The 23468-nt window shown below is 36.2% G+C and carries 22 protein-coding genes; 20 read left to right on the top strand and 2 right to left on the bottom strand.

Annotated features, from left to right (window positions below):
• Positions 1-80 precede the first annotated feature (80 nt).
• The 8 genes from ilvA (at position 81) to GNT69_RS06990 (ending at position 6180) form a co-directional block, all read left to right on the top strand.
• Positions 81-1346 (top strand): threonine ammonia-lyase IlvA, encoded by a 1266-nt coding sequence (ilvA, locus tag GNT69_RS07025; RefSeq protein ID WP_203554257.1) that lies wholly within the window; start codon positions 81-83, stop codon positions 1344-1346.
• A 175-nt stretch (positions 1347-1521) separates the two neighbouring features.
• Positions 1522-1725 carry a twin-arginine translocase TatA/TatE family subunit gene (locus GNT69_RS07020; protein ID WP_203554256.1) on the top strand — a complete coding sequence of 68 codons (204 nt, stop codon included), beginning with the start codon at positions 1522-1524 and terminating at the stop codon, positions 1723-1725.
• Positions 1726-1842: 117 nt separating this feature from the next.
• Positions 1843-2604 carry a twin-arginine translocase subunit TatC gene (gene tatC / locus GNT69_RS07015; RefSeq protein WP_203554255.1) on the top strand — a complete coding sequence of 254 codons (762 nt, stop codon included), beginning with the start codon at positions 1843-1845 and terminating at the stop codon, positions 2602-2604.
• Between the two features lie 123 nt (positions 2605-2727).
• The gene (locus tag GNT69_RS07010) at positions 2728-3570 is read left to right on the top strand and encodes a DegV family protein (RefSeq protein WP_203554254.1); all 843 of its coding nucleotides are present in this window, start codon (positions 2728-2730) and stop codon (positions 3568-3570) included.
• 136 nt (positions 3571-3706) lie between these two features.
• Positions 3707-4288 carry an LPS translocon maturation chaperone LptM gene (lptM, locus tag GNT69_RS07005; RefSeq protein ID WP_203554253.1) on the top strand — a complete coding sequence of 194 codons (582 nt, stop codon included), beginning with the start codon at positions 3707-3709 and terminating at the stop codon, positions 4286-4288.
• Between the two features lie 129 nt (positions 4289-4417).
• The gene (locus tag GNT69_RS07000) at positions 4418-4576 is read left to right on the top strand and encodes a fumarylacetoacetate hydrolase family protein (protein ID WP_203554252.1); all 159 of its coding nucleotides are present in this window, start codon (positions 4418-4420) and stop codon (positions 4574-4576) included.
• Positions 4577-4770: 194 nt separating this feature from the next.
• Positions 4771-5589 carry an SGNH/GDSL hydrolase family protein gene (locus GNT69_RS06995; RefSeq protein ID WP_203554251.1) on the top strand — a complete coding sequence of 273 codons (819 nt, stop codon included), beginning with the start codon at positions 4771-4773 and terminating at the stop codon, positions 5587-5589.
• On the top strand, positions 5590-6180 hold the full coding sequence (locus GNT69_RS06990) for a YpmS family protein (protein WP_203554250.1): 591 nt from the start codon (positions 5590-5592) through the stop codon (positions 6178-6180). It begins immediately after the preceding gene.
• A gap of 70 nt (positions 6181-6250) precedes the next feature.
• Here the strand turns inward: GNT69_RS06990 and GNT69_RS06985 are convergent, their stop codons facing one another.
• Positions 6251-6988: a DUF4397 domain-containing protein gene (locus tag GNT69_RS06985; RefSeq protein ID WP_203554249.1), complete on the bottom strand. Its 738-nt coding sequence runs from the start codon at positions 6986-6988 to the stop codon at positions 6251-6253.
• A 236-nt stretch (positions 6989-7224) separates the two neighbouring features.
• Between GNT69_RS06985 and GNT69_RS26165 the strand changes: the two genes are divergently transcribed.
• The 11 genes from GNT69_RS26165 (at position 7225) to ablB (ending at position 20657) form a co-directional block, all read left to right on the top strand.
• Positions 7225-7473: a YjcZ family sporulation protein gene (locus GNT69_RS26165; protein ID WP_481747605.1), complete on the top strand. Its 249-nt coding sequence runs from the start codon at positions 7225-7227 to the stop codon at positions 7471-7473.
• 175 nt (positions 7474-7648) lie between these two features.
• Entirely contained in the window at positions 7649-10360 is a 2712-nt protein-coding gene (locus tag GNT69_RS06975) for an ATP-binding protein (RefSeq protein ID WP_203554248.1), read from the top strand.
• A gap of 18 nt (positions 10361-10378) precedes the next feature.
• Positions 10379-11242 (top strand): CheR family methyltransferase, encoded by an 864-nt coding sequence (locus GNT69_RS06970; RefSeq protein WP_203554247.1) that lies wholly within the window; start codon positions 10379-10381, stop codon positions 11240-11242.
• Between the two features lie 19 nt (positions 11243-11261).
• Positions 11262-13283, top strand: a complete 2022-nt coding sequence (locus tag GNT69_RS06965; protein ID WP_203554246.1) for a PAS domain S-box protein — start codon at positions 11262-11264, stop codon at positions 13281-13283.
• 31 nt (positions 13284-13314) lie between these two features.
• Positions 13315-14295, top strand: a complete 981-nt coding sequence (locus GNT69_RS06960) for a S66 family peptidase (protein ID WP_203554245.1) — start codon at positions 13315-13317, stop codon at positions 14293-14295.
• A 150-nt stretch (positions 14296-14445) separates the two neighbouring features.
• The gene (locus GNT69_RS06955; protein ID WP_203554244.1) at positions 14446-15795 is read left to right on the top strand and encodes an aspartate aminotransferase family protein; all 1350 of its coding nucleotides are present in this window, start codon (positions 14446-14448) and stop codon (positions 15793-15795) included.
• Between the two features lies 1 nt (position 15796).
• Complete coding sequence (locus GNT69_RS06950; protein WP_203554243.1) at positions 15797-16498, top strand: CoA transferase subunit A; 702 nt, start codon at positions 15797-15799, stop codon at positions 16496-16498.
• The gene (locus GNT69_RS06945; protein WP_203554242.1) at positions 16483-17148 is read left to right on the top strand and encodes a 3-oxoacid CoA-transferase subunit B; all 666 of its coding nucleotides are present in this window, start codon (positions 16483-16485) and stop codon (positions 17146-17148) included. Before GNT69_RS06950 ends, GNT69_RS06945 begins: the two co-directional genes overlap by 16 nt.
• A 33-nt stretch (positions 17149-17181) precedes the next feature.
• Positions 17182-18462: a peptidase gene (locus tag GNT69_RS06940; RefSeq protein WP_203554241.1), complete on the top strand. Its 1281-nt coding sequence runs from the start codon at positions 17182-17184 to the stop codon at positions 18460-18462.
• Positions 18463-19815 (top strand): 4-aminobutyrate--2-oxoglutarate transaminase, encoded by a 1353-nt coding sequence (gene gabT, locus GNT69_RS06935; RefSeq protein WP_203554240.1) that lies wholly within the window; start codon positions 18463-18465, stop codon positions 19813-19815.
• Positions 19812-20657: a putative beta-lysine N-acetyltransferase gene (gene ablB, locus GNT69_RS06930; protein ID WP_203554239.1), complete on the top strand. Its 846-nt coding sequence runs from the start codon at positions 19812-19814 to the stop codon at positions 20655-20657. Before gabT ends, ablB begins: the two co-directional genes overlap by 4 nt.
• A 107-nt stretch (positions 20658-20764) precedes the next feature.
• Here ablB and GNT69_RS06925 read toward each other — a convergent pair whose 3' ends face one another.
• Positions 20765-21748 carry an MBL fold metallo-hydrolase gene (locus GNT69_RS06925; RefSeq protein ID WP_343206466.1) on the bottom strand — a complete coding sequence of 328 codons (984 nt, stop codon included), beginning with the start codon at positions 21746-21748 and terminating at the stop codon, positions 20765-20767.
• 211 nt (positions 21749-21959) lie between these two features.
• Here GNT69_RS06925 and GNT69_RS06920 point away from each other — a divergent pair, with 211 nt between their 5' ends.
• The gene (locus GNT69_RS06920) at positions 21960-23351 is read left to right on the top strand and encodes a sigma-54 interaction domain-containing protein (RefSeq protein WP_203554238.1); all 1392 of its coding nucleotides are present in this window, start codon (positions 21960-21962) and stop codon (positions 23349-23351) included.
• Positions 23352-23468 lie beyond the last annotated feature (117 nt).

Raw genomic sequence — 23468 nt, 5'->3', positions numbered from 1 at the left:
TATTATAAAATTTTATCAATCGAAATCGATTTCATGTTATAATGAACGAATTAATTATTCAGTAAAAGTGAGGGTGCTGTATGGAACAAAACACAGTAGCAAAAAAATTGGTGCAAGTCGAAGATATCTTGATTGCTTACAGGCATCTAAAAGAAATTGTTGCCCATACACCACTACAGAAAAATGAACGGCTTTCTGAGAAATATGGGTGTAATGTTTATTTGAAAAGGGAAGACTTACAACATGTTCGTTCCTTTAAATTAAGAGGAGCATATTATTGTATACAAGTTTTAGGAGATAAGGTTGATAATGGTGTCGTTTGTGCGAGTGCTGGAAATCATGCCCAAGGAGTAGCATTTGCATGTAGGCACTTAGGGATTCACGGAAAGATTTTTGTTCCCGCCACTACCCCAAAACAGAAGGTAAAACAAATTGAAATGTTTGGGCGTGAACATGTAGAAATCATTCTTGCTGGTGATTCATTTGACGATGCCTATAGCGAAGCAATTGGATGTGCTGAAAAAGAAAATCGTACATTTATTCATCCTTTTGATGATGAGAAAGTAATCGCAGGACAAGGAACGGTTGCAGTTGAGATTATGAATGACTGCGAAGAACCGATTGATTATATTTTGGGAAGCATTGGCGGTGGCGGCCTTATGGCAGGAATTGGCACTTACATTAAGAGTGTTTCGCCAGCTTCAAAATTGATTGGTGTTGAACCTGCTGGTGCTGCATCTATGAAAGCTTCGATTGCAAATAAAGGGGTACTTCCTCTGGATAAAATTGATACGTTCGTCGATGGGGCAGCCGTAAAATGTGTTGGTGCCAAAACGTATGAAATTTGCCAGGAGATATTGGATAATATCGTGGCGGTACCGGAAGGCAAAGTGTGTACTTCTATTTTACAACTATATAATGAGCATGCAATTGTTGCAGAACCTGCTGGAGCCTTGCCAATTGCTGCACTTGATTTTATGAAAGATGAGATTAAAGGGAAAACAGTAGTCTGTATTGTCAGCGGTGGGAATAATGATATCAGTCGGATGCAAGAAATAAAAGAGCGTTCCTTGCTTTATGAGGGATTGCTCCATTACTTCCTTGTTGATTTTCCTCAACGTGCAGGTGCCCTTAGAGAATTTCTCGATGACGTACTTGCACCACAAGATGATATTACGAGATTTGAGTATACGAAAAAGCATAATAAGGAAAGCGGACCTGCGTTAGTCGGTATTGAGTTAAAAGATAAAAACGAATATTCACGATTAATTGCCAGCTTAGAACGTAAAGGGTTCTCTTATCTTGAACTTAATAAAGACAACCAATTGTTTAATTTGCTTGTATAATTTTAATAATAAGGATAGAATCGTCCTGCAAGGAAATAATAAACATCACAATGAAAAAATTTTGTTGTATATTATGAAATTCTTATGAACATTAACTCAAAATCCACTATAAAGGGACAAAATGCACTATAATCATAGTAGATTCACTAAAAGAAAAAAAAGGAGATGTTGATCTATGTTATCAAACATCGGTGTTCCTGGATTAATTTTAATCCTTGTATTAGCATTAATTATTTTTGGACCAAAGAAGCTTCCTGAGATTGGACGTGCATTCGGGCAAACTCTAAAAGAATTTAAGAAATCTACACGTGAACTAACTAGCGATGTTATCGATGATCTTGAAGAAGAGAAGAAAGAGATCCAAAAAACTCTTAAATAAGGGATAAGACTTCGTCTAATATTTTGCTAAAAAGGATTATTTCAAAGAAAAGCTACAGTACACATTGTGTGCTGTAGCTTTTCTAAAGAAGCATTCAAGAGTTGGCAGGGGAGATCTATGGAAGATAAAGAACTAAATGTTATAGACCACTTAGATGAGTTAAGAAAAAGGTTAATGATAAGTGTTTTTGCGTTCCTTGTATTTTTTGTTGTGGGATTTATATTTGTCGAGGATATTTATCAATTCTTTGTTCAAGACTTAGATGTTAAATTAATTGTTCTCGGACCGAGTGACATCGTTTGGATTTACTTTATGATTGCGAGTGTTATTGCATTAGCTGGAACGATTCCGATCTTAGCTACCCAAATTTGGTTATTTGTTAAACCAGCTCTAAAACCAATTGAACGCAAAATGACCCTATCATACATTCCTGCACTGTTTATTCTTTTTATAGTCGGTCTTTTATTTGGATATTTTGTCATTTTTCCTGTCGTCCTTAATTTTTTAATTGAGCTCAGCGGGGAAATGGTTGTAACAAATTTTACCGCGGACAAGTACTTCCGGTTTATTATGAATATGACAATCCCTTTTGGCATTCTCTTTTTAATGCCAGTAGTCATCATGTTTTTAACATCACTTGGACTTGTTAATCCATATGTACTTGCAAAAGTTCGTAAATATGCGTATTTTGTCTTGGTGATTATTGCCGTTGTCATTTCACCTCCAGATATATTGTCTGATTTTCTTGTTACGATTCCACTATTGTTCCTATATGAGATAAGTGTTAATTTATCCAAAATTGTTTATAAGAAAAAACTTAAAAAGGAAAAAGAATGGGAAGAAGCGGAACTTGAAAATGAGGGTGACCAACAAAATTAATATGATAGGAGCAAACCTTCAGGTGAAAGGAATCCTGAGGGTTTGACTTTTTTATAAGTGCAATTTGCTTGTCTCTTTAAGATTCTTTATAATTACTAATGATTCTATGTAGGATGTGATAAATTGAGAAAGATAAAAATTGTTACAGATTCAACTGTTGATCTGAGTAATGAAGAGATTGATAAATATGGTATACATGTTGTTCCATTATCTATTTCAATTGATGGGGAAGATTTTTTGGATCGTGTCGATATTACCCCTAGGCAATTTATTGACAAAATGAAAAAATCTAAACAATTACCGAAAAGCTCGCAACCATCTGCTGGTGAATTCTTGAAAGTATACGAGAAATATTCAGATGAAGGATTCGATATTCTTTCTATTCATATGACTGGGGGGATGAGCGGTACTGTTCGTTCGGCAGAAAGTGCTGCTAGTATGACGAAGGCAAATGTCACAGTTGTTGATTCACGTTTTATTTCTAAAGCACTCTCATTTCAAGTAATTGAAGCAGCAGAAATGGCTAAACAAGGGAGTAGTATAGATGAAATTATTCATCGTTTAAACGAAATCAGAGAGAATACTCGGTTATTTGTAGTTGTAGATACGCTTGAAAACCTTGTTAAAGGAGGACGTATAGGGAAAGGAAAGGCAATGATTGGTTCTTTGTTGAATATAAAACCGATTGCCTCGCTCGATGGTGGTGAATATACACCAGTTTCGAAAGCCCGTAGTTATTCTCAAGTCGTGAAGTTCCTTGCAAACAAATTTACTGAGGATGTTAGAGGAAAAACGATAAAAGAAGTCGGACTTGTTCATGCCGATGGTTATCAACTTGCTGAAAAAGTAAAAGATGCGATTAAAGAAACGGCTGATGGTCAAAAGATAACGATCGTCGATACAACGCCAATCATAAGTACTCACACAGGAACAGGTACGATTGGTTTTATGTACTATTTTGAATAACTAGAGTGGCCAACTCTGTTATTCAAAATTAAAATGAAGCATCGCTATCGTCTTATTAAAGTTCCTTTCCTTTCTATATTTGCTTTCCTTTGATAGAATGAGAATGGTAAAAAAGAGAGATTGTAGGTGATGTTGATTGAAGAAAAGGATAGTGGTATTCATATTGATTGTTTCTGCAAGTTTGCTGCTTGCAGCATGTGGTCAAAAAGGGATCGATGGAGCGTTGAAATGGCCAGTTAAAGATTTCAACTATGTGAATCATGAAGGAAATGAATTTGGTTCGAGTGATCTTAAAGGGAAAGTATGGATCGCAAATTTTATCTTTACAAATTGTCCAGACATATGTCCACCAATGACAGCCAATATGCTTAAGATTCAAGATAGAGTAAAAGAAGAAGGACTTGAAAACGTTGAGTTTATCTCATTTAGTGTGGACCCAGAAGTGGATAGTCCTGAAGTGCTTAAAGCGTTTGGTGAAAGGTTCCATGTAGACTTTAATAACTGGAACTTTTTAACGGGATATACCCAGGGGGAAATAGAAACCTTTGCGGCTGACATCTTTAAAACGATTGTCATAAAACCAGAAGGAGTTCCTGAAGTTATTCACCAATCCTATTTTTACCTTGTGGATCAAGAAGGTGTCATTATGAAGACATATTCAGGATTAAATGATATGCCAATTGACGAGATTATTAATGATATAAAAACATTACAATAGGCCTTTTGTAGGCCTTTTTTGAATTTTCATGTAGGGATTAAATCAAAAAAAGAAAAATCCAATTTAATAAGTTGATTGAAATGTATTTTTTTGGGGCAATTAATTTGAATTGTAAAATTTATCGCAATAATGACCCTTGAGCCGGGTGATATTATTAATACTGGAACCCCAGAGGGTGTAATTTTTGGGATGGAAGAAAAAAATTGGTTACAACCAGGTGATGAAATCGTTTGTGAAATTGAAGGACTTGGTCGCCTTGCCACTAAGCTAGTAAAGAGCTCCCACTAATTTATAAAGCCTAGAAGGATAGGATAACAGAGTCCTCTTCTCCTATCCTTCTAGGCTTTTATTCTTTGTAATGGAACGATAAATCATTCAATTACTTTTCGTAACGACCCTACTAAGCTTTCTGTTGTGTCAAGACATATTGATGAATGTTATAATAAAAAATAACCACTCTTTTTTAAAGGCAGGTGAACTGTTTGCTAAAAAAACTCACCTTACTTCATTTATGTATCCTTCTCTTGGCAGCATGCAGCCAAACTTTAACTTCAAACCAGGCATTAGCAGTTAAACAAACCTCCATTATTCTTAAAGAACCGATTCCTGAAGCATTTATTCCCCGAGCCGTAAGTATTGTTGCGATTGGAGATTCCCTAACTGAGGGGGTTGGAGATAATAATGAGGAAGGTGGTTACCTCTCCTATCTTAGTCGGTTGTTAGAAAGTAAAAAAAGCTTTAGCGAGATTGAAGTTAATAATTTTGGGAAAAAAGGACATCGAACAGAACAGTTGTTTGAGCGACTTATTGAGGAAGAAATCCGGTTAGCAATTATGGAAGCTGATATTGTTACGATTACAATTGGCGGTAATGATGTTATGAAAGTTGTAAAAGAAAATATTTTTAATCTTGAATTGGATCTTTTTCAAAAAGAAATAACGGCTTATTCTGAAAGACTAACAAAAATAATTGAAACGCTGAGAACGATTAACGAAGATGCAACCATTGTATTAATCGGAATTTATAATCCATTTTCCACTTGGTTTTCTGATATTAAAGAAATCAATCTCATTGTTGATGAGTGGAATAAGGTTAGTCATGAGGTTGTTGACCAATACACAAAAACGTTATTTGTTGAAATTAACGAGTTATTTTTAGATAATAGTGAGAACATGTTATATGATGATCATTTTCATCCGAATGACCAAGCGTATGAGCAAATAGCTACAAGAGTATTTGAAGAACTCGAAAAGATAAATGAACGTTCGTATACTGTACGGAAAGAGGAGAGCATTGATTAAATGAAGAATAAGTGGAGACTTGCATTTTTTATCTTACTTGGTGTGGTTATGCTTCTTTTCATATCCGTAATGATTATGGTGAGTTCATCTGTTCACAATGAAGAACTGAATTCATTGAATAATAATCAATTGAATGAAGGGAATGGAGAGGTGACCTTCGAGGTAGCAGCGAATAAGGCGGATTTAAATAAAATTATCAATCATTATTTACAAGAAGAAGGTTTCACAGGTCCAATTAATTATCAAGTTTTTCTTGATGAAGAGGTTGAATTATATGGTTCATTTCCAGTATTTGGACAGAATGTGCAAATGTTGTTGACGTTTGAACCAAGAGCATTAGAAAGTGGAGATTTAATTTTGATACAAAAAACGATTTCAATTGGTACACTAAAACTTCCAGTTTCTTATGTGTTGAAATTTATTCATGATAATTATAAACTTCCTGAATGGGTGCATATTCAACCAAGTGAAGAGATGGTTTACGTTTCTTTACAGGAGCTCGAATTAAAAAGTGATATTAAAGTTCGAGCTAATTCCTTTGACCTAAAACGTGATGACATTTCTTTCACGCTTTTAGTACCTGTTCAGTGATAAAGGTGTCAAAAAAAGGGGCAGATCCAGGAGAATAGGATTTGACCCTTTTTTTTCATGTTCACATGAATCATGAAATGAGTATTACGTCTTCGTCAGTCATAATGACTGAGTAGGATTGATTAGCCTCTAAAGTGAATGGAGGGAGATTACGAGAGATTTCATTCGTACCAGTTTTTCGAACTTCAAGTTCTAATTTCATTGGATTAATTCCTAAATAATTAGTTGATTCAAAAGGCTGAAGGTTCGGGAAAATGACATCGCGATTTTTTACGGCAATATCCAGGTTCGAAGTGTTGTTACAAAGATGAATAAATCGTATTTTTGCCTCCCCGGCTGGTACATCTGGACGATCTTCAAAAGCAAGTATGACCGGACTGTTGGAAACTTCCGTTATAACTAACGTATAATATTTTCCGGGATCCACTGTAACGGATTGATGAATAAAGTTTAATTCACGCTCTCCAATTGGATAAATTGTAAGTTGATGCTGACCAGAGGAGAGGGAGAAGTATTGATTCGCTTGTTTGTATAAAAGTTCATGAACAGTTCGTTCTCCGTTAACATGTATTTTAATGAAGGGGTTCTTTTGGGTAACGTGTACCAAGCGATACCATGCAGGTGCAGTTGGCGGTATGTTTAAAGATCTCCTGAAGTTATACGTATTATTCCTCGCTTTATTTAAATTTTTTATATGTTTTAAGTAATAATATATATGGAGATTAGGATTTCTATATTTATAGTAGTCTGCAAATTGTTGGCATTTAATCGCTTTCAATTCGTAATTTTCCTGATTTTTATTCGTCATATCCTTCGCTCCTTACACATTTCATTTGTATATTTATATGGTCTATTTCCCTATCTTGTTCAAGTCAATCCAACAAATTTTTATAACGTGGACATAATGGGGACGGATCGTTAAAGGTTGCCCCTTTTTAATTTCTAACTCGGAAATAAAAAATGGGCAAGAGCACATACGGGTCAAGTACCCACGGCATAAGGTGTAAATGTAAGTGAAAGTAAAAAAAGTGAGGAGAGATGTTCATGTACACTCATCATCAATTCGATAATATGGCACCTGCTCTTAGTCCAGTTGCAGCACCGGTAGCACCAATGGCAATGGCACCGACAGCAATGCCTGATTATGGTTATTGTGGGTATGGCTATGGCCATGCATATCCTGCTGCTTATCCAACTGCAGTTGCAGGGTATGGGGGAACAGGCACGTTTGTACTATTAGTCGTATTATTCATCTTGCTTGTTATCATCGGTTGCAGCTGTGGAACATGGTAATATAGTTAAATTGTCCGGTTTTACCGGGCAATTTTTTTTTGTTGAAACTAGGATTCTAACAAATTTTACTAGTAATGATTGACATCGCTTACTATAATAGTTTATATTTTAGTCAATTGTATCTGAATTTTTAGAAAAGGTATGAAGAAAACTTATTGATAAGAAGGGTTGCCTAGTGAAATTTGCGACTAGATTGTATGTTGGATTTGGTTTAATCATTGTACTAATGATCGTTTTATTACTTATTAATATAAGTACTGCGAACAGACACAATGAGGAGATTAATGAATTTGTTAAGGAAGGGTATGAAAAGTTTAAGCTTCAGCAGAGCATTCGAACAGAATCCTATTATTTATCTGTTGCCATAAGCGGATTGCCTACTGTTTTAGATTTAGGAGGGAAGTCGGTTCCACAACGTCTGATAGAAGTGAATCAGGCGCTAGATCAGCTCATGCAGTTAAATTATGAAGAACAAGAAATGGATAAGTTACTTACATTAAAGGGGTATTTAAAAGAATATGAAACGGTGATTGGAAAGGTGACCGAACGGCAAAGTATGGGGGAAGCAGTCACTGACGAAGATCTAGAGGGTGTAAGAAATTACCGCGATTCGATCGTCGCTCTATCTACGGACTTAACAAAAACTCAAGAAGTGATTGTGGATAATATGTTGCAACGAAATGAGGAAAGACTTCAATTAATCATACGAGCAGGGCTTTTTTCGATTGGGGTAGGGGTAGTTTTTGGGGTTTTATTATCGCTTTGGTCTATTCAGAAAATTACTATTCGGTTAAGAAAAGTAAAAGAAGTGATGAATAGCCTTGAAAATGGCTCGGAAAATTTACCACGAATTACGATAATAAATAATGATGAGATTGGGGAAATTGCGAAAGCTTATAATGATATGGCGGCTTCTTTAGAAAATCATGAAAAGAAAGAACGTATTTATAAAGAAGGGATGAAAGAACAAAATTGGTTAAAAACGCAATTAACTGAATTATCAATGATGTCTCAAGAATTGCATGACCTAAGCATTCTTGGCGAAAGATATATTCAGACAATTGCTCCTATTATCGGTGCAAATTACGGGGTCATCTATCTAAAAGAAAAAAAAGGAAACAAAATGTTTCTGACTAAGCTCGCTTCCTATGCAAACAGAGATGCAAAAAAGATAATTGAAGTTGGGGAAGATTTAGCCGGGCAATGTTTAAAAGAAGGAAAGCACATAAAATTAACAAATATCCCTGATAACTATGTCAAAATTACATCAGGTTTAGGGGAATCAAAACCAAAAAACATCATCATCCTGCCAATTAAAATACATGATGAAGTGATCGCTGTTATCGAGCTAGCAAGCATTAATGAATTTACTTCATTATCTGAAACTTTCCTTCAATTTGCAATGGAACAATTAGGGTTTGTTATCAATCGTATTCAAAAACAAATGGAAGTAAAAAAACTTCTTGAGGAGACACAGTCTCTTAACGACGAATTACAAAGCCAATCAGAAGAATTACAGCTTCAACAAGAAGAATTACAAACGATGAATGAGGAATTGGAAGCACAATATAAACAATCAGAACAACGTTCAAATGCCTTACAAGAAGCGAAAGCGGCTTTAGAGGAGAAGACAAAGCAAGTATTACTGAGCTCTCAATATAAGTCCGAATTCTTAGCAAATATGTCACATGAATTAAGGACTCCATTAAATAGTTTATTGATTTTGGCACAAATTCTTGTTGAAAACAAAGAAGGAAATTTAACGAATAAGCAAACCGAATATGCAAACACTATTTATTCTGCTGGGAAAGATTTATTAGATTTAATTAATGAAATATTAGATTTATCGAAAATCGAATCTGGAAAAGTAGATTTTCAAATTTCTGAGATTGATATAAGAGGAGTTACCTCGTTTGTAAAAACCCAGTTTAGTGTAATTGCTGAACAAAAAGGGATTCACTTTATCGTTGAAGTAGAGGATGATGTTCCAGCAATCCTTTATTCGGATGAGCAAAAAATTTACCAAGTACTAAAGAATTTAGTTTCGAATGCAATGAAGTTTACGGAAAAAGGACATGTACACTTAAAAGTTTTTAAACCTGAAATTAAGCATCATCACAGTGAACAAAACTTAATTGCCTTTTCGGTAACTGATACAGGGATTGGGATACCTAAAGATAAACAGGAACTTATTTTCGAAGCCTTTCAACAAGCAGATGGGACAACAAGTCGAAAATACGGTGGTACTGGGTTAGGTTTATCAATTAGTAAAAGAATGGCTGATCTTTTAGGTGGGTATTTGACGGTTGATAGTAAAGTAGGGAAAGGAAGTACTTTCACTTTCCACTTACCTTTACAAGCAGAACTAAATGCGTTAAATATGAAACAAGAAGAGGTTGCTAACGAAGTTGCAGCTACAATTGAAGAAAACCGATCAAGAGATGAGTTAGTTGTTGATGAACTAAGCCAAGAAATGTTTATACATGGCGAAACAAATTCAGAAAAAGAAGATGTTTTTGTCGGAAAGACCATTCTATTGGCTGATGATGACATGAGGAATGTTTTTGCTTTAACGACGGCTTTGGAGCGCATTGGGTTGAAGGTGCTTTTTGCGGAGAATGGAAAAGAGGCTTTAGACATATTATATGAGAATCCTCATATAGATTTGGTTCTAATGGATATTATGATGCCAGGGTTAGACGGTTACGAGGCGATGCGAGAAATTCGAGCTAAGAGTCATTTTGAGAAGTTGCCAATTATTGCTTTAACAGCAAAAGCGATGAAAGATGATCGTCAAAAATGTGTTGACGCTGGTGCATCAGATTACATTAGTAAACCAGTGAATTTAGAGGAGCTATTTTCCCTGCTGAAAGTTTGGTTATATTAATTAAGTAGGGGGAAAGGAATGTTAGTAAATAATAAACAACTTTCAACAGACTATGATGTAAATAGTAACGGGGATTTAGAAAAAATAGAAATTCAGCTTTTACTTGAAGGCATTTACCGCCACTATGGATTCGATTTTCGTAATTATGCTTTTTCTTCGATTCGAAGGCGTGTTTGGCATCGGGTGAAGGCTGAAAAACTAGAATCAATTACGTCTTTATTAAATAAGGTGCTACATGACTCAAAAGCGATGGAAAGGCTATACTTAGATTTTTCGATAAATGTTACAGAAATGTTTAGAGATCCGTCGTTTTTTAAAGCAATTAGAGAAAAAATATTACCATTTTTACGTGATTTACCAAGCATACGAATATGGCACGCGGGTTGTTCAACTGGTGAAGAAGCCTATTCAATGGCGATATTACTGAATGAGGAAGGGTTATATGAAAAGTCGAGAATCTATGCTACAGATATGAATAATCATGTAATCCAACAAGCAAAGATTGGCAGATTCCCGTTGAAAAAAATGAAAAGTTATACATGTAACTATGTTCATTCAGGTGGCTTAAATGATTTTTCAGAGTATTATAGTGTTCAAGAAGAACATGTCTTTTTTAATGAAGAACTGGCCAAAAATATCGTTTTTGCTCAACATAATCTTGTAACTGATGGTTCTTTTAATGAATTTCATTTGATTGTTTGTCGGAATGTATTGATTTATTTCGATCAAGAACTACAAACTAGAGTTCATACATTATTTCTTGATAGTCTATGTACAGACGGAATATTAGCTCTAGGGAGTCGTGAGGGGCTATCATTCCCTAATCAGGAACAGTTCTATTCCCCGTTAGATGAAGAAAGCAAAATATTTAAAAGGATATGATAAGGAAAGTGAGGATAGAATGGAAAATCCAATTGTAAATATATTATTGGTCGATGATCGGGAAGAAAATCTATTAGCATTAGAGGCAGTTCTTACTTCTCCCCAATATAATTTGATCAAAGCTCACTCAGGCGAAGAGGCATTAAAATGGATATTAAAAGAAGAGTTTGCAGTCATTATAATGGACGTGCAAATGCCTGGTATGAATGGTTTTGAAACGGCAAAAATGATTCGTCGAAGAGAAAAATCGATGGATGTACCGATTATATTTGTTACCGCCTTAAGTCAAACATTTGAAAATGTCTTGCAAGGCTATTCAGTAGGGGCAATTGATTATATTATTAAACCATTTGATGCTTTCATATTAAATAGTAAAGTAAATGGGTTTGTATCATTATTTTTAAATCAGAAAAAAGTAGAGGAACAAGCAAAAATAATTGCAGAACGAACAGAAGAACTTGAAAAGGCAAATCTAGCTTTGCAAAAAAGTGAAGAAAAGCTTGAACGTCTCGTGAAGGAGAGAACTGCGGAACTTGCTAAAACGAATGATAAACTAAAAATAGAAATTAATGAAAAACAAAAAACGTTAAGGCAACTAGAAGAAAGTATGCAAAGGTATCAGTCTTTATTTGATTATCACCCAGATGCGGTATTTTCATGTGACTTAGATGGGAAATTTATGTCGGTCAATGATGCGATGGTAAAGGTGACAGGGTGGTCTAGAGAGGAATTATTGAAGATATCCCCATTATCATTATTAAATAAAAAAGATGAAAAAAAAGTGGTCTATCATTTTAAAGCATCACGTAATGGGAAAACACAAGATTATGATTTGCAAATCATGAACAAGCGGAAAGAATTGGTTGATATACAAGTTAAGAATATTCCAATTGTTGTTGATAATAAGGTAATAGGCGTATATGGAATTGCTAAAGATATATCGGTTGAGAAAAAGCTGTGGAAACAATTGTTACAGAGCGAAGAGCAGTATCGTCAACTAGTAGAGGAATCTCCAGAAGCGATTATTCTTAAAAAGGAAAATTATAACAACTGGTCTTTTGTCAATCAAACTGGTGTTCAGCTGTTAAAAGCTATGACAAAAGAGGAAATAACGAGTCGCCCATTATTGGATTTTATCCATCCAGACGATCATATTAAAGTGAAAAACTCTAGGCCGATTAATGACGATGGACATTACTCTTTTGAATGCCGCTTTATTTGTCTAAACGGAGACATCATTGATGTTGAAGTAAACGCGATTCCTATCGTTTATGATGGCGATTCCTATTTACATATTATGGTTCGGGATATTACCGAATTAAAACAAAGTAGAGAGTTTATTCAACAAACGGAAAAGTTGACTGTCGTAGGGGAATTAGCCGCTGGGATTGCTCATGAAATTCGAAATCCTTTAACTAGTTTGAAAGGGTTTACACAATTGTTGGAGGATAAAGCAGACTGTAACCCTGAGTATATGGAAATTATGATTACAGAGATTGAAAGAATTAACACCATTGTTAGCGAGCTTTTGTTATTGACAAAACCTAAAATGTTAGAGTTTAGACAAATTGAGATTCGCCATGTTTTTGATAATATTATTACACTAATGAGTGCCCAAGCAAACTTATATGGTGTGACGATTCAATTAAAAATGAATGCTTCAATTGATCATCTAATTTTATATGGAGTTGAAAATAAGTTAAAACAAGTGTTTATTAATATCATTAAAAATGCGATTGAGGCAACCGAAGATGGCGGAAATATTATCGTAGAGATAAAGCAGCATGGGAATGATATTGAGTTCCAATTTGTAGATGGAGGATGCGGGATTTCTTCTGAGGTGCTTTCCAAACTCGGGAAGCCATTTTTCACCACAAAGGAAAATGGGACAGGGTTAGGACTAATGGTTTGTTATAGTATTATAAAGAGTCACCAAGGTACGATGGTTATTGATAGTGTAGTAGGAGAAGGAACAAAAGTAACCATTAGACTTCCACTTTATCAAAGGAATTCTAAATCATTGGAGTATTTGCTAGAATAAAGTCATCTATAGCATGTGGGGGAAGACGAAAATGTTGGCTAAAAGACTAGTACCAGGTGATGAAATAAGAGTGATTGCACCATCTATGAGTATGGCAGTGGTCAAAGGGAAACAGGTTGAATTAGCAGTCAGTCGATTGGAAAGGCTTGGATTCAAGGTAACTTTCGGAAGAAATATTAACAGCCATGATGAATTTTTCAGTACATCAATCGAAGAAAGAATAACGGATTTACACGAGGCATTTGCAAATCAAAATGTAAAAGCGATTCTTACAGCCATTGGCGGGTATAATGCGAATCAACTTTTAAAAAATATCGATTTCCAATTAATTGCGGATAATCCGAAAATTTTTTGTGGATACAGTGATATTACGGCCATACAGTTAGCTATTTGTAAAAAAACAGGCCTAATTACTTATTCTGGTCCCCATTTTTCAAGTTTTGGCATGAAGCATGGGTTTGAATATACATTGGAGTATTTTTTAAAGGCAGTAACAAATGATGCTCCGTTCGAAATTGAACCATCTCAGTTTTGGTCGAATGACCCTTGGTATGTTGAACAGGAAAACAGGAAATTTGTCAATAATAACGGATACATTGTTATCCACGAGGGAGAGGCTTCTGGAAGATTGATAGGTGGGAATTTATGTACGATGAATCTTCTACAAGGAACAGAATTTTTTCCTTCATTAAAAAATAGCATCTTGTTTATTGAAGATGACGAAGAAACTCATGCACAATCATTTGATCGTGATTTACAATCACTCCTACATCTCCGAGATGCAACGGAAATTGCAGCCGTTTTAATTGGCCGTTTTCAAGAGAGTTCACAAATAACAGAGGCAGCTTTACGAAAGATTATTGCTTCTAAAGAAGAACTTCAAGGGATCCCAGTAATTGCAAACGTAAATTTTGGACATGTTCATCCATTCGCCACGCTTCCAATCGGTGCCCACGCTTATGTAAAAGCATGGGCTGAAGACATTGAAATTACGATCGAACAGAATGAGTAGGATAGTTGATAAAATGCACTTGCATAGCAGGTGCATTTTATTTTTCAACAATATTAAATTCTTCATGAAAGAATTCATCTTCTCATTCATATATTTTATGGAACGGTCCTGATATGTAAGAAAACGTTTTCAAAGAAAGCGGTGTTAAGGATGGATCGCACATATTTAATAAAGCCTATGCTTGATGAAGTGTATCCTGTTATTGATTACGGGAAGGGAATTTATTTATTTGATAGGAAAGGAAAAAGATATCTTGATGGTGCATCAGGGGCTGTCACAGCCAATATAGGCCATGGGGTGGAGGAGATTATTGAGGCAATGTGCCGGCAAGCTAAAAAAGTTTCATTTGTATATAGATCGCAGTTTACGAGTGAAGCAGCTGAAAGCTTAGCTGAAAGGATTGCTCAACTAATGCCTGGCGATTTGAATTGGAGCTTCTTTGTAAACAGTGGGTCTGAAGCGATAGAAACGGCGATGAAAATTGCTATCCAGTATTGGCAGGAAAAAGGCCGTGTATCAAAAACAAAGTTCATATCTAGGTGGATTAGCTATCATGGAATTACCAATGGAGCTTTATCAATGTCAGGTCATACGAATAGAAGATCTAGATTTGCATCGGTATTGGCAGATTATCCTGTCATCTCTCCTCCTTATTGTTATCGTTGCCCATATAATAAGAAACCTGATAGCTGCGGACTTGAATGTGCAGAAGAATTAGATTTAGCCTGTAAGCGTATAGGGGCAGAGTCTATTGCGGCTTTTATTGCCGAGCCGATTGTAGGAGCTGCTGGTGGAGCACTTACGCCTCCTAAAGGATATTATTCTCTTATTGAAAAAATTTGTGAGGAGAATGATATTCTGTTCATTGCTGATGAAGTTATGACCGGGTTTGGTCGAACAGGTAAGATGCTGGCTAGCGAACATTATCACGTTGTACCGGATATCGTTTCACTTGGAAAAGGAATGGGCGCTGGTTATGCACCAATTGCTGCAACGCTAGTAAGTGAGAAAGTAATAGCGCCAATTAAAAATGGTTCGAGATTAGTTATGAGTGGGCATACATTGAGTGCAAACCCACAATCATGTGCAACTGCACTTGCCGTAATAAATTACCTAAATGATAAGCAAATCATTAAAGAAGTAGAAACAAAAGGGATTTACTTGAAAAATTTATTAACAAAATTAAAAGCTCAATTTTCGATTATAGGTGAGATTAGAGGGATGGGCTTGTTGCTTGGAATCGAACTAGTTCAAGATGCAAAAACGAAAAAATCATTTCCATTAGAATCGAATATCACTGGACAGTTTGTAAACATTGCGCAAAAAAAGGGTTTGCTAGTGTATCCAGCATCAGCAGGATTAGACGGTACGAGTGGAGATGCGGTCATCATCTCTCCACCATTAACGATTACAAAACGTGAAATAGAAGAACTGGTTTCCTTAATAAAATCTGTATTAACACAGTTAACAGAAACAACTCAATATCGAGGTGCTGATTGAAATGAATAACATTCAAAATCCTTTCGGGAAAATTGCTTCACTTCAACAAGCGCTCGAGCATCTACACGATGGTATGACCCTCATGTTTGGAGGTTTTGGAGGAGTAGGATCGCCTCCCGCACTTATAGATGGAATCATTTCAAAAAACTTAACAGGACTAACATTAATCGGGAATGATACGGGGTTTCCCGAAATTGGAATAGGCAAAATTATTAGTCAAGGTCGAGCGAAAAAAGTGATTGCCTCACATATCGGGTCGAATCCAATAGCAGGTAAATTAATGAATGAAGGTTTGCTAGAAGTTGAATTCTCGCCACAGGGGACGTTAGCGGAAAGGATACGTGCTGGGGGCATGGGGCTTAGGGCGATTGTAACTGATATAGGTGTTGATAATGAAAGGGTGGCAATGAGAAAAAAACAAATTAAGTTAAATGGGAAAAATTTTCTGGTTGAACCAGCTTTAACGGCTGAGGTTTCGATTGTGTATGCACAGAAAGCAGACCCATACGGAAATCTCGTTTATGATAAAAGTGCTAGAAACACGAATCCACTTGTTGCTATGGCTGGAGATTATACAATTGCTGAAGTGGAAGAAATTGTTCCACTCGGAAATTTGAACCCAGAAGAAATCGTAACCCCAGGTGTCTATGTTGATATGGTAATTCCATCAAGTGGGGTGAATTGGAAATGGGCTTGGGAGTAGGGGTAATAAATAGAATGGCAAAGCGGGCTGCTGCAGAAATTGAAAATGGGATGGTTGTTAATTTAGGAATCGGCTTGCCATCATTTGTACCGAATCACCTTCAAAGTGAAATGAAGGTGATGTTTCATGCGGAAAATGGAATTCTTGGAATGGGGGCATCTCCACCACAAGGAGAGGAGGATGCAAACTTATGTAATGCTGGTGGTTTGCCAGTTTCGACAATTGCAGGGGCTTCTTATTTTGATAGTGCAACTGCATTTGGAATGATTAGAAGGGGAAAAATTGATTTATCCATTCTTGGCTCATTACAGGTTAGTGCATGCGGTGACTTAGCCAATTGGATCATTCCTGGGAAGAAAGTTCCCGGAATGGGAGGAGCAATAGAACTGGCTGCTAAAGCGAAAAAATTAATTGTCTTAATGAGCCATACGGATAAATCAGGAAATCCGAAAATTTTAGAAAGATGTACATTGCCATTAACGGCAAAGGAATGCATCGATCTTATTATAACAGATTTAGCTGTCTTTAAAGTTATGAAGAAGGAATTAGTTTTAATTGAACACTTTCATACTTCTTCAGTAGAAGAGATTATTGCAAAAACCGGATGTCGTTTTCAGGTGGATGAACAGCTGAAAATTATTGGCTTTTAAAATTACCGAGTTTGTTAGAAAGGAGTAATTTGATTGGAGGAGGCAGAAAGAAGAGTAAGGGATTATATTTGGAACAATCAGGAAAAAGGGGCGCGTTATTTACAGAGGCTCGTCCAAGAAGATAGTGTTAGAGGCAAGGAAAGTAAGGCACAAGCGATCATAATAGAAAAGTGCAGACAACTTGGAATGAAAATGGATATTTGGGAAATAGGCGGGGAAAAGCTGCATTCCCATCCAGCTTATTGTTCCGATCGTCGCGATTTTAAAGGGAACCCTAATGTAGTCGCGATTTTATCTGGTAGCGGGGGCGGCAAATCATTAATTTTAAACAGTCATATTGATGTTGTTCCAATTGGGGATATAAATTCATGGAAACAAGACCCATTTAGCGGGCGAATAGAAAATGGGAAATTATATGGCCGCGGATCAACAGATATGAAGGGGGGAACGGCGTCACTTCTGCTTGCACTTGAAGCAATCATAAACAGTGGATTATCTTTGAAAGGAGATGTTATTTTCCAAAGTGTCATTGAAGAAGAGAGTGGAGGTGCTGGTACATTAGCTGCGGTGCTTCGAGGCTATAAAGCTGACGGGGCAATTATACCTGAACCAACAAATTTAAAATTCTTTCCTAAACAGCAAGGTTCAACATGGTTTCGAATTAAAATAAAAGGAAAGCAAGCTCATGGGGGAACAAGATATGAAGGGGTCAATGCGATTGAAAAGGCAGAGTTGATTTTAAAAAGTTTAAGAGATTTAGAGAAAACAAGAAATGAAAGAATTACAGACCCGTTGTTCGCTAATATCCCAATTCCAATTCCAATCAATATTGGAAAATTCAACAGTGGTGATTGGCCATCATCTGTCCCTGATTTAGCTACTATTGAAGGCAGGATGGGGATTGCTCCAAATGAAACAATCGATGAAGCGAAAATGGAGTTTGAGCAATCAATTGAAGCACTGTCTAAAAATGATGCGTGGTTAACAGTAAGCCCTCCGGTTGTAGAGTGGTTTGGTGCACGTTGGCTTCCAGGGGATGTTGATATCAATCATCACCTTATGTCTGTTTTAACGGATAGTTTTACTAAAGTAAAAGGGAAACCGCCAATCATTGAAGCTTCACCATGGGCGACAGATGGTGGGATTTTAAATAAAATAGGAGGCATTCCTGTAGTCGTCTTTGGCCCAGGGGAGACAAAAGTAGCGCATGATGCAAATGAATATATTGAGTTACAGTCCATGTTGGATTCGGCAGTAATAATTGCACTCACAATTTTAAATTGGTGTGGACTCAAAGAAGGAGGGGATGGATAGATGGCAGGGATTCATATTAAAACCGCCATTCCCGGACCTAAAGCAAAAGAACTGTTAGCGAGAAAAGAAAAACATGTACCTAAAGGCCCTTTTAATACGGTACAAACATTTGCTGTTAAAGGCGAGGGAGCCTTGCTAACAGATATTGATGGGAATACATTTATCGACTTTGCTGGGGGAATTGGGATTCAAAATACAGGCCATTGTCCCCCACGAGTCGTTAAGGCATTACATGATCAAATTGAAAAATATTTACACCCATGTTTTCACGTTATGATGTATGAGCCCTATGTTGCGTTAGCGGAAAAGTTAAATGAAATTACACCAGGTGATCATGCAAAGAAAACCTTTTTCCTCAATAGTGGAGCAGAGGCTGTTGAAAACGCAGTAAAAATTGCCCGGAAGTATACAGACCGAAAGGGAATCATCAGTTTTGAACGTGGCTTTCACGGGAGAACGTATATGGCGATGTCGCTGACTAGTAAAGTGAAACCATATAAGTATCAGTTTGGACCATTTGCACCAGAAACTTATAAATGGCCCTTCCCTATATACTCTCAAACGGAAATTGGCCCAGATATACTGGATGAAATGTTATTAAAAAAGATTGAGGACTTCTTTCTCAGTGAGGTTTCACCAGATGAGATTGCTGCAGTTATTATTGAACCTGTACAAGGAGAAGGTGGATTTAATATTCCTTCGAAAAAATTTGTTCAAAGGGTTAAAGCGATTTGTGAGAAATACGGAATTTTAATGATTGCGGATGAGATTCAAACTGGTTTCGGTAGGACGGGGAAAATGTTTGCTATCGAACATTTTAATGTCGTTCCAGATCTTATGACCATGTCGAAATCGATTGCTGCCGGTTTGCCAATTAGTGCTGTCACAGGACGAACTGAAATTATGGATGCAGCAGGAATAGGGGAAATTGGTGGGACGTTTGGAGGCAGTCCGCTTGGGTGTGTAGCAGCGTTAGAAGTAGTAAAAACGATTGAAAATGATCGGTTATTAGAAAATGCTCAGTATATAGGCAAAGCTTTTCAAGAGCGATTTACACGTTTAAAGGTGCATGTCCCAGAAATCGGCGACGTCCGTTCTCTTGGGGCTATGTGTGCGATTGAGTTTATAAACCGTGACAATAACCCGAATTCCTCTCTTGTAAAAAAAATCTTAAAGACCGTTCAGCAACGCGGATTAATTATGATGAGTGCTGGTTTATATGGCAATGTCATTCGCTTGCTTACCCCACTTGTGATTACGAAAGAACAACTTGTTGAAGGATTCCAAGTTCTTGAAAATGCCATCATTGAGTGTAGAAATATAATGAATGAAATGGGGTCAGACCCCTTATGATTGAAGGTAGATTGGAACGGTATCAAGAACCTGATTTCTCGGTGACTGTTTATTTTGATCCATTTAATCGACGAATTCGTATTGATGATTATTTAGGAGATATCGACAAGATTCTGCTTTATTGTGAATCAATTGCAAAAGAAGAGAAGACTGAAAAGTTGGTTGTTAAGACAAAGTTTGAACATTTTAAAAAATTTATTGAAAATGGGTTTCGTCTTGAAGGGATCATTGATGGTTATTTTCTCGGAACAGACTGCTATTTTTTCTCAAAGTTTTATACGGTAAACCGCAGTATTAATACACAGTGGATAAAAGAGGAAGAGATTATTCAAAGTATTGTTTTGAACGCAAAATCGTCTTTGATTGGAAATCTTCCAACTGATTATCGATTAAAAAAATTAACTGAATTAGACACAGAAAAACTGGCGAATTTATATAAACAAGTCTTTGAAATCTATCCTACCCCGTTGAATAAACCGGAATATATTAAGAAAACGATGAATAATGGGACTATTTATTATGGAATGGAATACAACGGTGCTATCATTAGTGCAGCCTCTGCGGAGGTGAATGATTTTTATAAAAATGCTGAATTGACAGATTGCGCAACATTAAAGGATTATCGGAAGTATGGCTTGATGAAGTTTATATTAATCCAGCTTGAAGGGGAGCTAAAATCAAATGGGATATACTGTGCCTATTCAATTGCAAGGTCTTTATCATATGGAATGAACGCCGTGTTGCAGCAGTTAAACTATAGTTATCGCGGCAGATTAATTAATAATTGTTTTATTTATGACAAGTTAGAAGACATGAATGTTTGGACGAAAAGCTTGGTCTAGTGGCTTTAACAAAAGCGGCGTAGTATCTATTTGTATGGTTACAAACCTATGTAAGCGGGTGAACGATAAAAACTGATTAAAGAAAGGCACTTTTAAAGTGTCTTTCTTTAATATGCAATTTCATAATGCCATATCCCGTTTCTAAATTCTTTGATAATCCGCTGTTTTTCTTCGAGATAATCTAAATGACTAATAACCTCCGACATGACGAGTGAAAATTGGTTGAAATAGGTTTTCTTGTAATAGGCTAGTGCAAGATCATTGGCTGTTGTATTTCCAGCTTTAATAAACCGGAGCAAACGATCGAATTTTTCTTCATAACGGTCAATTCTGTTTTTAACTAATTGTTTAGCATTTTGAATAATTTTCCCATGACCAGGAAAGAGGAACTCAGGATTTAAAGTCGAACATTTTAATAATGATTCTTTTTGTTGAGCAAGCGTATGTATTCTATTTCCATCAATATCTGGCTCGACCAGTGCGTTACTTGAAATGTGTTCAATAAGTAGATCACCTGAAAACATCCATTTTGTCTTATTGTCCCATAACGCAATATGATCCGGGGCATGGCCGGGTACGTCAATTACATCAAAATGAAAAAGTCGTGTATTTGTAATGATATGAATATCGGCTTGGATGGCTTGATGTTTATTTTGCTCTATCGCCTGTTTTAAATCTCTCACTCGTGCAATTCCCATTTCTCCGCAGCCCATTTGACGGTATAAGCTATTATAGAATTGGATTCTTTTTTCTAAGAAATCTCTGTCTCTTTTTAAGCGGGGAATAGCTTCGGATGATGCGAAAACTGGGATTGGATTTTTCGACACAATTTTATCCACTAAGCCAATATGATCATAATGATGATGGGTAAGAATGATCGCTGTTAAATCTGTTACTTGTAAGTCGTTTTGAGCCAGGGTAGAACATAAAGCATTCCAATTCGTTTTATTATTAATGCCTGCATCAATTAAAATTAATGATTCGTAATACTTTACAACATAAAAATTAATGCTTCTTAAATCATTAGCGGCTGGGGAGATTACTGGAAAAATCTCACATTCATCCTTCCTAAATATACTCAATGTATCCACCTCATTTATATGATAAAAAACTGTTTAATGTAGTTGACTTGTTTTTAGAATATTTCAATTTCGTGAATGTGTAAACTAATTTAACTGAAAAATTCCAACAACAAAGAGTTCTTACATCTTTTTGAGAGATGAGTTCCCTTTTTGATGCCAAGTTTTTGGCAGGTTATGCTCATTTTTCGGCACCACTACATAGGAGGAGTTGATCACATAAATGAATCGGATCACGAGTATAAGTGAAGGGTTTCTCGGAGCGATTCTTGAGAGTATAGATGAAGCAATTCATGCAGTCAACAAGGAAGGGATTACCATCTACTATAACGATGTAGCCGCAAGACATGATGGCTTGAGTGTAGATGAAGTAATAGGAAAACCACTTTTAAGTATTTTCCCATCTTTAAATGAAAAATCTAGCACACTACTTAAGGTAATGAAAACAAAAAAGCCCTTATACAATAAAACGCAAACTTTTGTGAACCTGTACGGAAAAAAGATTGAAACTGTCAATACGACTTTACCAATCATTATGGATGGGAAAGTGATGGGGGCAGTCGAAATTGCTAAAGATTATACTAGGTTAAAGGAACTTGGTGAGCGACTAGTTGACTTGCAAAAAAATGAACCTAAAGTGCCCTCAACGAAAGAGAGCAAACAGCAAGCGAAATATCAGTTTAGTGACCTATTAACTAAGAATAAAACATTTATTAAAATGAAAAATTCTGCAGAAAAGCTGGCAAAATCTGAGTCTCCCATCCTGATTTTTGGTGAAAGTGGTACTGGTAAGGAGTTATTTGTTCATTCTATCCACAATGCATCTAAACGAAGTGGAGGCCCTTTAATCGCCCAAAACTGTGCTGCAATTCCTGAAAGTTTATTAGAAAGCATCTTATTTGGGACGACAAAAGGAAGTTATACTGGGGCAGTTGATCGACCTGGTTTGTTTGAGCTAGCTGATGGCGGTACTTTATTTCTTGATGAGATACACGCCATGCCAGTTGAACTTCAAGCTAAGTTATTACGAGTATTAGAGGACGGAGCAGTCCGAAGGGTAGGTAGTTCGAAGGTTATTTCAGTGGATGTTCGGGTGATATCTGTAATGAATATTCATCCATTACAAGCTGTTGAGAAAAAATTCCTTCGTGAGGATTTATTTTACAGGCTTAATGTCTTGACCTTTGAGCTGCTTCCATTAAGGGAGAGGCATGAGGATATTCCTTTTTTAGTTGAAAAGTTTATCACAGTCTTTAATAAACAGCTTGGAAAGATGGTTACTGGAATTCAACAAGACGTTTTAACCCTTTTAGAAAATCATGCATGGCCGGGAAATATTCGTGAATTAAAACATGTGATTGAATATATGATGAATGTTTGTGAAAAGACTCAGCTATCGATGGATGAGCTACCAGCTATTTTTAAAAGTTATGCATTTGAAAAGCAAGAACCAACAATGGAAGGAAATCTAAAAGAAAAACTAAAACAATATGAAAAAAGACTAATTGAGGAAGCGATGGCGGAAAGTGGCGGAAATATCTTAAAGGCTTCGCGTTTACTTGGGATTCCAAGACAAACATTGCAATACAAGTTAAAAAAGAGAAGCGAGAAATAATCTGCTCGAAAATCGGCAGGTTATTTCTCGCTTCTTTTCATCGATGTTAAAATTGTTGGTCTTTTTCATCATAAATAGAAATTGTAATTTTGGTATGGAAATTGCATGTTAATACAT

Origin of the sequence: Bacillus sp. B15-48, assembly GCF_016879755.1 — a bacterium.
GTDB lineage: Bacteria > Bacillota > Bacilli > Bacillales > Cytobacillaceae > Mesobacillus_B.
This window is presented reverse-complemented; position numbering and strand designations above follow the sequence as displayed.

What these genes read in the sequence shown, in the direction of transcription:
- ilvA (WP_203554257.1), top strand. Translation starts at nt 81, where the DNA reads ATGGAACAAAACACAGTAGCAAAAAAATTGGTGCAAGTCGAAGATATC.
- GNT69_RS06955 (WP_203554244.1), top strand. Translation starts at nt 14,446, where the DNA reads ATGGATCGCACATATTTAATAAAGCCTATGCTTGATGAAGTGTATCCT.
- GNT69_RS06970 (WP_203554247.1), top strand. Translation starts at nt 10,379, where the DNA reads ATGTTAGTAAATAATAAACAACTTTCAACAGACTATGATGTAAATAGT.
- GNT69_RS06990 (WP_203554250.1), top strand. Translation starts at nt 5,590, where the DNA reads ATGAAGAATAAGTGGAGACTTGCATTTTTTATCTTACTTGGTGTGGTT.
- tatC (WP_203554255.1), top strand. Translation starts at nt 1,843, where the DNA reads ATGGAAGATAAAGAACTAAATGTTATAGACCACTTAGATGAGTTAAGA.
- GNT69_RS07000 (WP_203554252.1), top strand. Translation starts at nt 4,418, where the DNA reads ATGACCCTTGAGCCGGGTGATATTATTAATACTGGAACCCCAGAGGGT.
- ablB (WP_203554239.1), top strand. Translation starts at nt 19,812, where the DNA reads ATGATTGAAGGTAGATTGGAACGGTATCAAGAACCTGATTTCTCGGTG.
- GNT69_RS06960 (WP_203554245.1), top strand. Translation starts at nt 13,315, where the DNA reads ATGTTGGCTAAAAGACTAGTACCAGGTGATGAAATAAGAGTGATTGCA.
- GNT69_RS06985 (WP_203554249.1), bottom strand. Translation starts at nt 6,988, where the DNA reads ATGACGAATAAAAATCAGGAAAATTACGAATTGAAAGCGATTAAATGC.
- GNT69_RS07020 (WP_203554256.1), top strand. Translation starts at nt 1,522, where the DNA reads ATGTTATCAAACATCGGTGTTCCTGGATTAATTTTAATCCTTGTATTA.
- GNT69_RS06920 (WP_203554238.1), top strand. Translation starts at nt 21,960, where the DNA reads ATGAATCGGATCACGAGTATAAGTGAAGGGTTTCTCGGAGCGATTCTT.
- GNT69_RS06965 (WP_203554246.1), top strand. Translation starts at nt 11,262, where the DNA reads ATGGAAAATCCAATTGTAAATATATTATTGGTCGATGATCGGGAAGAA.
- GNT69_RS06945 (WP_203554242.1), top strand. Translation starts at nt 16,483, where the DNA reads ATGGGCTTGGGAGTAGGGGTAATAAATAGAATGGCAAAGCGGGCTGCT.
- gabT (WP_203554240.1), top strand. Translation starts at nt 18,463, where the DNA reads ATGGCAGGGATTCATATTAAAACCGCCATTCCCGGACCTAAAGCAAAA.
- GNT69_RS26165 (WP_481747605.1), top strand. Translation starts at nt 7,225, where the DNA reads ATGTACACTCATCATCAATTCGATAATATGGCACCTGCTCTTAGTCCA.
- GNT69_RS06950 (WP_203554243.1), top strand. Translation starts at nt 15,797, where the DNA reads ATGAATAACATTCAAAATCCTTTCGGGAAAATTGCTTCACTTCAACAA.